This window comes from Luteibacter jiangsuensis (assembly GCF_030812295.1).
Taxonomy (GTDB): Bacteria; Pseudomonadota; Gammaproteobacteria; order Xanthomonadales; family Rhodanobacteraceae; genus Luteibacter; species Luteibacter jiangsuensis_A.
In genome coordinates, this window is sequence record NZ_JAUSSK010000003.1 from 355,560 (window position 1) to 368,012 (window position 12,453).

11 protein-coding genes are annotated in these 12,453 nt (G+C 58.4%); 1 reads left to right on the top strand and 10 read right to left on the bottom strand.

Translation table 11 applies throughout. The annotated features are described in order from the left end of the window. The first annotated feature begins 1 nt into the window (after position 1). Entirely contained in the window at positions 2-781 is a 780-nt protein-coding gene (locus J2T07_RS11775) for a class I SAM-dependent methyltransferase (RefSeq protein WP_306850212.1), read from the top strand. Here the strand turns inward: J2T07_RS11775 and J2T07_RS11780 are convergent. The 10 genes from J2T07_RS11780 to J2T07_RS11820 form a co-directional block, all read right to left on the bottom strand. After that, entirely contained in the window at positions 778-1,815 is a 1,038-nt protein-coding gene (locus J2T07_RS11780; protein ID WP_306850215.1) for a glycosyltransferase family 2 protein, read from the bottom strand. The genes J2T07_RS11775 and J2T07_RS11780 overlap by 4 nt on opposite strands. Next, positions 1,797-2,732 carry an NAD-dependent epimerase/dehydratase family protein gene (locus tag J2T07_RS11785; protein WP_306850216.1) on the bottom strand — a complete coding sequence of 312 codons (936 nt, stop codon included), beginning with the start codon at positions 2,730-2,732 and terminating at the stop codon, positions 1,797-1,799. The genes J2T07_RS11780 and J2T07_RS11785 overlap by 19 nt, the downstream gene beginning before the upstream one ends. Positions 2,733-2,736: 4 nt before the next feature. Beyond that, positions 2,737-4,170, bottom strand: coding sequence for a lipopolysaccharide biosynthesis protein (locus J2T07_RS11790; RefSeq protein ID WP_306850218.1), 1,434 nt, complete (start codon positions 4,168-4,170; stop codon positions 2,737-2,739). A gap of 42 nt (positions 4,171-4,212) precedes the next feature. Beyond that, a complete protein-coding gene (locus J2T07_RS19150) occupies positions 4,213-4,851 on the bottom strand; it encodes a hypothetical protein (RefSeq protein ID WP_430539349.1) in 639 nt (212 codons plus the stop codon). After that, positions 4,848-6,023, bottom strand: a complete 1,176-nt coding sequence (locus J2T07_RS11795; RefSeq protein ID WP_306850219.1) for an aminotransferase class I/II-fold pyridoxal phosphate-dependent enzyme — start codon at positions 6,021-6,023, stop codon at positions 4,848-4,850. The genes J2T07_RS19150 and J2T07_RS11795 overlap by 4 nt, the downstream gene beginning before the upstream one ends. 61 nt (positions 6,024-6,084) lie before the next feature. Beyond that, positions 6,085-7,089 (bottom strand): glycosyltransferase family 4 protein, encoded by a 1,005-nt coding sequence (locus J2T07_RS11800; RefSeq protein ID WP_306850222.1) that lies wholly within the window; start codon positions 7,087-7,089, stop codon positions 6,085-6,087. Between the two features lie 98 nt (positions 7,090-7,187). Further along, positions 7,188-9,083, bottom strand: coding sequence for a hypothetical protein (locus J2T07_RS11805; protein ID WP_306850224.1), 1,896 nt, complete (start codon positions 9,081-9,083; stop codon positions 7,188-7,190). Positions 9,084-9,156: 73 nt separating this feature from the next. Further along, positions 9,157-11,112, bottom strand: coding sequence for a tetratricopeptide repeat protein (locus J2T07_RS11810; protein WP_306850226.1), 1,956 nt, complete (start codon positions 11,110-11,112; stop codon positions 9,157-9,159). 63 nt (positions 11,113-11,175) lie between these two features. Next, the gene (locus J2T07_RS11815) at positions 11,176-11,631 is read right to left on the bottom strand and encodes a pilin (protein ID WP_306850229.1); all 456 of its coding nucleotides are present in this window, start codon (positions 11,629-11,631) and stop codon (positions 11,176-11,178) included. A 304-nt stretch (positions 11,632-11,935) separates the two neighbouring features. After that, the gene (locus J2T07_RS11820) at positions 11,936-12,382 is read right to left on the bottom strand and encodes a pilin (RefSeq protein ID WP_306850232.1); all 447 of its coding nucleotides are present in this window, start codon (positions 12,380-12,382) and stop codon (positions 11,936-11,938) included. Positions 12,383-12,453 lie beyond the last annotated feature (71 nt).

Sequence of the window (12,453 nt, forward strand, 5' to 3'; positions counted from 1 at the left end):
CATGCTGACGCGTCTCGTTAAGCTGGCCAGGGCCGGCATCCTAGGTTGGCTCATTCCGCGGCGCTACATTTGCGTGGTGTGCGGACATGGCGTCGGCGGCTTTCTGCCGTACCGGAATGGCACGTCATCGCTTTCTGGCGCGATGCGTCTTCTCCGCTTGAACGGAAGCGATCTCGACCATTTCGAATGCCCGCGGTGCGGCGCAACTGATCGTTTGCGCCATCTAAAGCTCTACATGGAAGTGGAGGGCTTGTTGACGCGAATAAACGGAGCTAGCGTTCTTCACTTCGCCCCAGAAAAGAAGCTCGTGGAGATGATCCTGGCGGCGTCACCTCATGAGTACGTGCGAGCCGATATCCAGCCACTTGCTCCAGACATGATGAAAGTGGATATCACGCAGATGTCCTTTCCAGACGATACCTTCGATGTCTTGATCGCCAATCATGTGCTGGAACACGTAGATGACCTTGGGGCGGCCATGAGGGAGATCGAGCGAGTTTTGGCTCCTGGCGGATTTGCTATCCTGCAGACTCCTTACAGCCTTGTTTTGACGCGAATGTTCGAAGATCGCGGTATTTCCACAGCGCAAGCCCGTTTGGAACTTTATGGTCAGGAAGATCACGTTCGTCTTTTCGGCGGCGACATCGTAGAACAGATGACGCAGATGTCCGGATTGGTCTCGTGCGTGCGAACGCATTACGACGCTCTGCCAGCCGTCGACGCGAAGCGTTATGGCGTGAATCCGCAAGAGCCGTTCTTTCTATTTAGGAAAGGGCGCTAGCGAAACCGGGGCAGGCCGTAGCGGGAGAGCAAGACGAACTTGCGCGGTCGCCATGTGAACGCCGAGTAGTAATGGCTAGCATCGAGTGCCCGCATTTTCTGCAAGCGCGATCGATGCGCCAGGAGCGACTTCCGCTCCCTCCAGACCGACAGAATGGCCGTAAGATAGACTTCTTGAAAAAGGCGACGGTCCCGTCGAATGACGGAGAGTATTATTCCCTCGCCGGTCAGGGCTACAACATGCAAAGCAAGCAGCGGGAGAAACCATGCTCCTGGAGTGAAGAGCAGGAGCAGAAAAGTCTTGTTTCGCTCGCTGAGTCTTCGACGCCGATAGGTTGTGACGAGTTTTCCGTCGGCGGCGCGATTGCCACCGAAGCTCTGCCCTTGCATGTGGCGGTATCCAGAGACAGGCAGGCAGCGCACCTCATATCCGCGTTGTCGGGCGGCGCAACAGAGATACATGTCTTCCGCGATGGACTCAAGCCATGCGGGGAATCCTCCCAACGTATCCCACAACGATCGAGGAACCCACATGCAGGCTCCGATAGTCATCGCGACGTTTGGATGGCCTTCGGCCTCGACCGGAACAGGATTCATGAAAAGGTCGAGCAGACAGCCCCGATCGACCAGAGCGCCAGTCAGCCAGTCAAACTGAGGAGCGGTGAGGATAGACGGTCGGGGCGTTCCACGGGATTCCGCTAAGAAGGCAGACAATGCGCCGGGTAGAAGGGCGGCGTCATTGTTGAGCAGGAGGACGAATTCACCGCGGCTTGCGGCCACCATGCGATTATTGGCTTCGCAGAAGCCGACGTTGGTTTCGCTCTGAATGATCCGAACTTCAGGATGCTGCGAGAGAATCTCCAATGACGCGTCCGTCGACGCATCATCGTGCACGATGATCTCGAAGGAGTCATCGAGAATCTGTGTCCGCACGGAATCCAGGCATGCATCGAGTATTTGTTCGCCGTTGTAATTGGCGATACAGATCGACACTACCGGGTCAACGTCTTCTACGGTCATATTCTCGCGTTCCACGCATGCTCCAGCCCTTCGCGAAGCGTGGTCGTGGGGCTCCAATCGAATAATTCGCATGCCTTCCTGTTGTCGAGCACCACTCTCTCTACATCGTATGGTGTTGCCGCCTGATATTCGCGCATCATAGGTTTGCCGGTAATATCATCGATCAGGTCGAGCATGTAATTGAGCGATACGGGGAGGCCGCTCGAGGCGTTGAAGACGGCTGTTCCTGGTGCAGCGGATCGTTCAAGGGCGCTCATGATTAGCTCGATCAGGTCCGACACGTAGAGATAATCGCGAATGGATTCTCCATTGCCTCGTATCACGACGGGCGTCCCCGTCGTTGCCGAATGAAATGCTGTTGGTACAATGCCGAAGCCCCGCCGGTATGGCTGGCCGGGTCCATATACGTTCGACGGCCGGAGCACCGTGACCGCGTGCTGACCTTCATGTGCCCAAGCCGACAAGAAAGCCTCCGCAGCTGCCTTACCCGCGCTGTAATAGGCCTTGGGCTCCAAATGTGAGTCCTCCGTCGCGTTTCGCTCTCGTACGTCGCCGTAGATGGCACCGCCCGTGGATAGAAAGATCATGCGCTTCGGCGGCAGTCCAATGCTGGCTTCCATGAGATTTAGCAAGGGGCGCAGGTTGTCGTCGAGTTCCGTGATTGGTTTTCCTGCGCTGGAACTGGGAGTACTGGCCCCAGCGAGCCACACAACACCATCGACGGCCCGGATGAGGTTGGCATAGGCGTCAGTGTCTAGACGCCCTGCGATCACGGATTGGACGTTCTCGAAAGTGACGGGTTGCCGGGAGAGGGCTGCTACTCCAAAACCGTCGGCCCGAAGGCGACGAATCAGGTGCGAGGCAATAAACCCATTCGCACCGACCACCAGCAGAGACGGTTTCGTGGCCGAGGATAGTTCTAAGGATCCCATGGCGTCAGCGTATCCTCGACGGAATGAGTTGCAGGAAGCCAGAAATCGCGGGATGTGAGGCGACCCAACCCACCGCCACGTGGACGAGCAAGGCCAGGCCGATGCCTGTTCCGATGCCCATCCAGGACGCAGGGAGCCAGGCGGCGCAGGCCACCGCGACCACAGTCGTACAGCCTGCTACCAGCAACGTTGGCAGGAGATCGCGTGCCTGTGCTGTGGCATCGTAGCGAAGCCGCGTTCCTACAAAGTAGGCGTTGAGGAGGTAGGATGCCGCGCTCGTCGCGACAGTGGACCAGGCGATCGCTGTTATTCCCCAAGGCGCACTGGCAAGCAGGAGGGCGATCGCCAGGGACTTTTTTGCTACTTCTACCCGTAACACCAGTCGCGGTTCCCCCATGGCGTTCAGCGCGACCAGACTGAGCACATGGGCTGGCCAAGGAATGGCGCCCAATGCAAGGATCGACAGGAGTGGCCCTGCGGGGGCCCAGCGTGAGCCGTAGACGAAAGTGACGATGGGGCTGGCATATACAGCTAGAACGATCATGAGCGGAACGAACGCGAAGAGGCTCATGAAAAGGGCGGCGCGATGTACTCTCTTTACCTCGGTCAGGTCGTGCCGTGCTGCAGAAAGTAAGGGGAGTCCCAATCGAGTGAGGAGGGCCGCGGCAAACGAAGTTGGTGCTTGCTGGGTGTTCTGTGCCAGTGAGTAGAAACCGAGGTCGCGAGCGGTGAACCAGCGCCCGATTACAACAGCCTGGAGTCGATTATAAGCCGTGTCGATCAGCCCAGCGGCGAGCATGTAACCGCCAAACGAAAAGATTGAAAGAGCATCCTTGTTCCGATATCGCCCGACAGGCCGCCAACCCGAAGCGACAAAGAGCATGAAGGCACGCATGCCGATCGACGAAATGGCTTGCGCCACCAGTGCCCAGGGCCCGGCACCTGCCATCGCGAACAGAATAGCCACGGCTCCCGATGCCAGCGAACTTCCGACTTCCACGCGGGTTCGTATCTTGAAGCGCAGTTGCTGGGTCAGCAAGGCGTCCGGAACGACAGCAAGGGCATTCAGCGGAAAGACGGCGGAAAGGACGATGCACATCGCCGCGATTTCCGGTCGACCATAGAACGACGAAATTGCATGCGAGGCTGCGATCAACGCACCCATGGCTATCGTGGCGATGAAGAGATTGATGACGAATGCCGAGGTCTCTTCATCTGCCGAAGTGCGTTGCCGCTGAATAAGCGCGAGGCCGGTACCGGAGTCAACGAAGACGTTCCCCAGGGCTGTGAATACCAGCACCATGGCGACGACGCCGTACGCCGAGGGGTCGACCAAGTGAGCGAGTACCACGGTCACGCCGAATTGCAATAGGTAGCGAACGCCGATCTCAAGTCCGCTCCAACGCGTCGCGTGCTTGACAGCGTTCGGTACGCTCAAGGTGCACCCCGGGATGATGCCTGGTTCACGACGGCAAGCATCTCAGCGGGCCCTTGCCGGTACACCCATTACGCGAGCACCATCGGCGACTGGACCAGTCACGCACGCGCCAGCGGCAACGAACGCGTTGTCTCCAATCGTCATCGGCTCATCGGCGTTGCCGTTTACGACACTGGCTCCGATGCCTATGAATACATGCGAGCCCACATGGACGCGACCGGCTAGGCGCGTACCGGGAGAAAGTATGGAGTAGTCTCCTATCCGGCAATCATGTGAGAGCGATGAAGCCACATTGAGGTGAACATGCGCACCAAGTATGAGATTTACAGTGAGAATCGCACCGGGGAAAAGTATGCAACCTTCGCTAAGTGCCACGGTACGATGCAATTCCACGCTGGGATCACAGAGCGTTGCCGCCAACATACCGTGCGACATGCAAAGTCGTGCTGCGCGCTCCTTCAGTATCGGGTCGCCGACTGCGGCTACGAAAGGCCAGCCGTCGCAGTGCCCGGATTCGATCGCGTGTACCTCGATGCCGTTAAGCTCCGTCTCGCGCAGATAGCTTGCCTCTACCACGAAGGCCATGGCTTCGGGGGGTACTCCGCAGCGTTCAGCAATGAATGCGACCTCGCGCGCGTGCCCGCCAGCGCCGAAGATCGCCAATTTCCCGTATGGTGTCATGGATGTTCAATGCCGCGTTCACATGCGAAGGCGATAACGTCGCAGATGAGGTGGACGTCATCGACGGTAAGCGACGGACCACTTGGAAGCACAATGTTTCGTTCGGCAACCTGTTCTGTGTGCTGGAGAGATACTGTTGGCGCAGTGCCGGTGTAGGTTTTCATGCGATGGCAGCCTGGCCAGAAATACTTTCGAGCCAGGATGTTTTCCGCATGCAACACGTCAATGAGCTGATCGCGGGTCACGCGTGACGGTATATCCACAGCAGCCACAATGTAGTGATAATTGTTTTCTTCGCGCTCGTCGTATAGCACTAGTTCCACTCCCGGCACGTCAGCCAGGCGATCCCGATAGATCTCGTAACGGATTCTGTTTGCTTCGACGAATGACGAAAGAGCTTCGAGATTCGTAAGTCCCATGGCGGCGCTGGCTTCCACCATCTTGCCGTTCGTGCCGTCATGAATAACGTTGTCGTAGCCCGCGAAGCCAAAGTTGCGCATTAGTCGCATCGTATCGGCCAGCACATCGTCGTTTGTAACAACGGCACCGCCTTCCAATGTATTGAAGACCTTGGTCGCGTGGAAACTAAGCACTTCGCACGCGCCAAAGGAGCCGATGCGCTTGCCGCGGTGCGTGCAGCGATAGGCATGGGCGGCATCGAACATGAGCTGAAGGTCGTGTTCCTCGGCGATGTCACTCAGCGCTTCGATATCAGCTGGCCTTCCCCATGTGTGTACGGCGATAATGCCAGTGGTGCTTGGTGTTATAGCGGCTCGCACGGACTCCGGAGAAAGGTTATGAGTGCCTGGATCGATGTCAGCGAACACTGGCGTAATGCCCTGCCACGCAAGAGCATGCGCAGTCGCGATGAAGGTCCACGACGGTACGATGACTTCCCCGGTCAGCCCTAACGCTCGAATCGCTATCTCCAGCGCGACCGTTCCGTTGCACATAGCCACGCAGTGACGCACGCCGAGGTCGCGGGCAACACGTTGTTCGAACTCTTGTACCAGTGGACCATTATTCGTGAGCCATTTTCTGTCCAGCATCGCCTCAATGTGCGCGATGAACGTCGACCGATCGCCAGTGTTGGGTCGCCCTACGTGCACGGGTTCGTGGAAGCGCGGCTGGGCGCCTTGGATGGCGAGTGGGAACCTGGTCTGTGTGGTCATGGCTTGGTCGCTGTTTGAGGCAGTGTGACGGTGCGGCGGCCGGTGTTCAATCCCCGCACTGTCACGGTACTGGCGACAATAGTCGATATACATCGGCGTAGCGCTTTGCCGCATCATCCCAGGTACCGAACATGTCGCGAGCACTCGATCGGGCCAGCGCGCCGAATGCCGCATTCGTGGCGGGGTCCTCCAGGGAGGTTATTGCATCGGCATAACTGGACCTGTCGCGGCACAGGAAGCCATTTTTTCCATGATCGACGACGGTGGCATGCGCGGGCATGTTGGAGGCGACGATCGGGATGCCGGCCGCCTGTGCTTCGAGCATGGTCTGGGGCCTTCCTTCGGCATGGACGCTAAGTGTTATGAGCCCTTGTGCACGGGGAAACCATACTGACGCAAGTTGACTTGGTGAGGTGGCGCCGTGCCATTGCACCCAGTCTGGAATTGAAACACGCTCCTGCATCGGACCGAGGAGGTGCAACGTGCGCGGTTGGTCACGGAAAAGCGGTTCAGACCATTCGAACAGGGGACCGAGCTTGTTGGCCGTGAGGCGAGTTACGGCAATCCATTCCGGAGTCGTCCGCGGTTGCCGGGCGACGTCATACCAAACCGGATCGATACCGAATGATACTGGCACGATCCGGGCGACATCACCGAACGCGGACTCAAGCGTCGGAACCATCCATTCGGCATTAGGGCAGATCGCGACGGGGCGTTTCCTGAAGGTTCTACGCAGGAATGACCGTACCGTCGGAATGCGGAGAAGGTTGAGGTCGTTACCCAGCACGGCAACCACTACGGGTTTACCGTCGGCAGGTAACGGTAGCGCGCATTGCAGCCAGTTTACGTGGTAGAGGTCGATATCCTTCTCTCGACGATATGCGTTCCATAGCATGCGGAGGAGGCGTAAGGGGACGTTGGCGCCGCGCAGGCCACGTTCCCGCATGAGGTGGGATACGCCGCCGGCATCCATCAGTTGGCCTAGCCAGCGAGCTTCCTCAGGGGTAACGGTGCTTTGCACGTTATCAGGCAGTTCCCCTGGTGGGGCCCACAGACGCAATTTCATCCCTGGAATCCTGCCAAGGCCCCCTGCCAAGTGTCGGATGAACACGCCTCGCCAGTCCGCGTGGTCCACAGGATAGGATGTGCTGGTCATGAGGGTTTTCATGTGCTCGCCTTAGCGGGGGCGCCGCCATAGGTCGCCGCCCGTTCCTGTAGTGACTTGATGGAACCGTCTAAGCGGCCATTGAGATTCAGCCGATGGAGTGCAGCCATGTGCTCGGCGACCACAGCTTCGTGACCGAGCACGAGTGCCTGTCGCACCACAGTGATGTGGTAGGCGGGCTCCGCGGGCTCCGCGGCGGATGCGGCCTGTGCCATGCGAAATCCGAGATCCCTGTCACCGAGCCCATTCCAGGCAAAATCTGCATAGGCGGCAAGCAGTCGACCCCGCGGCTTCGGGTGGCTCAGCGCAGCCATGTAAAGCCGTAGCAGTTGGTCTGAAGGAAGATTGCATTGGCCTTCGAGACTGCACGAACTCAACGACATGATCGAGCTTTCGTCCTCGATCGTGGGTGGTCGCCGCTTCAACTTTCGTTCCATGGAATCCCACCATTCCATCCTGATTGGTTGGTGCATTCGGGACGCGAAATAAATGAGCGCCTGTTCAGGCAGCGTGGAGGAGCCAGGGAGCGAGGCTGCTCTTTCCAAAGGCGCCGCGACAAGCGGGACCACAGGTGAACTGGGCTTGTACCCGGAGACTATGATGTATGTCCGACCCAGTTCATATTGCGCACGCGGGGAATCGGGAGCCCGGATGACCATTTCCTGGGCAAGCGATACGGGGTTTCTCCAGCGATAGGCGGAATAGGTAGTCAAAAGGCCCCAGTAAACAAATGCCACGCCGATCGCGACATCTCGCACGATGGACCGGCGAGTGCCTTGCGCGGGTGTGGCTCCCCTGAGCGTAGTTACCAAGGCGAGGATGATGCCCAAGCTGGCAAAGTAGTTACGGTGTTCGTAGATCAGCTCGAGCGGAACGATCGTCGCCGTCAGGGTGTGGGCCGCCAGGAACCATGCGATGCCGAGAGACAGCAACGGCGCTCGGCGCCGGGTGGCGAACGCCAGGCCAGCCAGGCCCAGCAGGCCGGCTATGCTGAGCAGGGTTGTCGGCGGGGACAACAGTCCGGTCGAGATCGTGAAATCGTCGTGGTAGAAGGATAGGGCGGATGGTGTAGGAACGATGATCCAGGCGACGTAGTCCAAGACGATCCGTGCCTCGCTCAGGAGGCGAGTAGTCATCGTGAAGTTGCGTGTCGCCCAAGTCGATGCTTGAAAGAGAGCAGGAGCGATCCAGGCGATGCCCAGGATGCCCGGTATGAAAAGAATCAGGGCAAATAGCACCGCGACGGGGCGCGGAAGACGCTGCCGTGGAGTCTTGTCACGGAAGACTATCCACTCGATGAGAAATGCATAGAGAGGCGTCAGGATCGCCGTCTCCTTCGCAAGCAATCCAATGCCGGTGCCGAGGACGAGCGATGCCGCGCTTAGCGCGAATCCCGATCCCGAACGTTGCATGCGCTGCCGTCCTGCGACATACCCGTATAGGCCGAGCAGGACGAAGATGTTTGCGAGGCTCTCCATTCGCTGTACGACGTAGAGCACAGCGGTGAGATTGATGGGGAGGAGCAACCATGCGCCGGCAACGAGCGCGGCAGTTCGGCTTTCCCGTTCGTCTGGGACGTCACCCCGGGCGATAAGCCGGCGCGAGAGAAGGAAAACGAGCAGCCCATTCGCCAAATGAATGATGACGTTCGTCAGCTTCATTGCCATCGGATCGACGCCGCTGACGTAGATATTGAGCGCGAAGCTCAGCGATGCGAGCGGACGCTTGAAGTCGCTGGACGGCGAGGAGAGCGCCGCAGATGTCAGTTCCGCGAGCGACAGATGCTCGATGTGAAGGTCGGCATTGTCGACGATGTTGGGGTAATCGTCGAACAGCCATGCGCCTTGTAAGCCTGGAGCATACGCGATGAAAGCGACAAGCAGGGCGATCGCCATCCAAATGGCGGGATGACTGATTATCCGCTGGATACCTCGCGACGTGTTCAACGGAGATAACCTTCGGCCGTCGTCATTGCGCGTTTTTCCTACTGTCTTTGGCCAAGGCATCGTTCAAATGGGCGGTCTCTTTGCGCCAGTACCCTTGGTGCTCGAGCACGCGATCGTGCAACCAGGCCATGGCTGTCCACGGACCTCGCCCTTGAGGATGGGGCAGCGTCTCGAAATAGGCTAGGTGTCGAAGGCCAAGAGCGGGTGCACCCGCCCTGCCCAGCGCGGCCGCCTGTTCGAGTGCCGCCTGCGGAGTTGGTGACAGCGCCAGCGCCTTGTCGAATTCTACGAGGGCGGAAGCCTGGTCGCCGCGCGCAAGCGCGAGCTCTCCTCTGGCATGGGCGATGTCCTGCATCCGTCCAGGAATCGATGCGATGACCTGATTTGACGCCGCCGCATTGAGGACGGTAAGGATGGCTTCGTCGTCAAGACCTGCGCAGCGTTGCGCTACGGCGCTGTCGATGGCTCCGAGGCTCCAATTCAGTAGGATGCGTCCGGGATCGCGCTTGGCATGTAGCAATGCGCCTTCTCCATAGTGGATATCGTCTTCAGTGACGGCGCCCATCTGGCACCGAAGATTCAGCAGTGTAAGAGCAATCTGCGGTTCGTCCGGGAAGTCGCTTCGACGCTCGATGAGTCGCTGTATGCCCAAATCCGCCCGGCCTGCGTCCCCCTCGACCTGCGCAGCATACGTTTGGGCCCGTGGCGAGTCCGGCGACTGCGCTGCCCAGGCGAGAGCTTGCGCAGGGGGATTATTCCAGAGCCTGACAAGCGAAAGAGACAGCAGGCTCATGCCTATCATGATAATCACGGCGGCGATTATAGCTGTGCGGGATCGAAGAGATTTCCCTGCAACAAGAGCCGCAGGCCAGAATATCAACATGGCCGGCAGATAATTGCGATGTTCGAAGTACAGTTCCAGCGGAAGCGACGTGGATTCGATGATATGTCCCGCAAAATAGAAGAGCACCGCCATGGCAAATGCCGGCTGGGCCTTCCGATAGCGCAATGCTAGGCCAACTACGACTACGCAAGCGAGGATCGCAGGCGCTGTCCAGAAAGGATGCCACAAGTCCGTTGCAGCGGCGTACTGATCGTGAAAGACACTGCCAGACGTCGGCAAGATTAGCCACAGCTGCCCCAGGTATATCCAGAGTATTGACGGCTCGGTGAGCAATCGTTGTCCAACGGTCCAACCGCGATAGGCGACGGACGCATTATCGATGCCTCGGTACGCCAGCCACGCCAGTACAGCCACGACAGCTAGTATCCAGGGCCAGCAACTGATCCGCAGCAGGTGACGGTAGCGCTTATCGTGTTCAGTCAGCTGTGGAAGGCAGCTGTCTATGGCGATGATCAGGAGTGGCAGCAGGATGCCGTTTGCCTTCGACAGGAGTGCTAGGAACGTCAGCAAGGGGATGCCAAGGAGGATTCCAACCCCGCTTTTTCCCTCCTCGATGCGAGTTCTTCCAGTCAGCCATAGATGAAGTCCCAACAAGACGAATGTCGTGGGAAGCATGGCCTCGCGCTGGACCACGTATAGCACCGTGGAAACGAACAGTGGATGGAGTAACCATGCCCCAGCGCCGACGCATGCACCAAAGGCCTTTGGGAATGCCTGTATTCCCAGAAGGCCGCCGAGGCGAAGAAGCAACCAGGCCAGCAGCACGCCGTTGAATAGGTGGATGAGAACGTTTGTACGTTTGAACGGCTCTGCCGCAGTGGGCCAGTCGTGGCCGTCGATAAGGAACGAGAGCAGCGCGAGGGGGCGGCCCGTCGGATCCGCTGTTCCGGACGTGATGAAACGCAGAAATGTTGCGGTGTTGTCGATTGGGCCTTGTGCACCGAGTGAGGGCAGGTTTGCGTAATCGTCGAAGACGAAACCACCCTTGAGGCCTTGTGTGTAGATCCACGCAGTCGCGATGATTGTCGCTAGCACGCAGGCAGCCACGACGAATAGATGGCGATCAGTACGCACGGAATTCATCCAAAGAAAAAGGGGCCGCGAAACGGCCCCTTCTTTTGAAGTGCATGGAGCGTATCAGGTACGGCAGGACGTCGGGAGATAGGCATCCGGCACAGTCGTACCTGCGCTGGACTTGCAGTTCCAGGTGATCGAACCACCCTGATCCGTAGCCGAAAGCACGACGACCTTGGCACCGCCGGCCGTCAGCTTGCTGTTCACTTCGTTGCCAAAGGTCGCAATGATCTTGCCAGGAGTGGTCACACCAGCGTCGACGCTAACGACATACTTGCCCGAGATCGAAGCAGCCTGAGGCAAACCGGCAGATTCGTTCTTGCTCGGAAAGCGGCCAGTATTGTTGTAGAACTCGGCCACAGCGGTCTTCGCGCCGTCAGCCAGGTTCATGCCTTCCGACACCTGCGTGCGGATGATGTAGTTCTGGTACTGCGGGATGGCAATGGCAGCCAGGATCGCGATGATGGCGACCACGATCATCAGTTCGATGAGCGTGAAGCCCTTCTGGACGTTCTTCATGGAGTTTCCTCGTTACGTGTGAACTAACCGAAAAAAAGTGACGCCCCCTGAGCCCTAGCACCCTGCCTGTTACCGGGCAGGGATGCTCCCTCACTTGCTTTGGTCAGGAACCGACCAGGAAGCTCGCCGCAAAGCGTGCATTGAACATGCCATTGCGTTCGCGACCGGCATATTCCCTCATATTTGCCGGTGCCGGGATTGTGCATCCGGTCACGCTTGTGGATCAACAGGAAAATTTCGAGGATTCAGTATATTGCGTGCGTGAAGGAAGGTGACGCTACGGGTCACTATGTGACACGAATCGTCAGTTTGAGCGGCACGACGTGGGCAAATACTTGTCATTGAGCGTCGATCGGCAAGTCCACCCAATAGCACCGACAGTGTCCACCGGAGAGAGCGAAATTGTCTGATGCTTTAGCTCTTCATTGGAATCGGGGCGCGCATACGCGATGAGAATGACACCTGAATCTTGAAGCGCTACCGATGAAACGTATTTACCGCTGATGGATGCGCCGTCAGGAAGTCCCGCCGATCGGTTAGAAGGAGGGAAGTGGCCTGTGTTGTGAAGATACTCCCATACCGCTGCCTTGGCCCCGGCGGCGGTCGCGAGACCCTCGGAAGCTTGAGCGCGGATTAGATAGTCCTTGTACTGAGGCACTGCGATGGCCGCGAGGATCGCGATGATCGCCAAGACGATCATCAACTCGATAAGAGTGAAACCGGACGTCATCCGATTGCTTTTGAGGTACATGGCATGGGTCCCTGTATTTGCTGGACGTGGTTAGCACGCTTCGTACCAACTCTGCGACTGATCACGGGAAT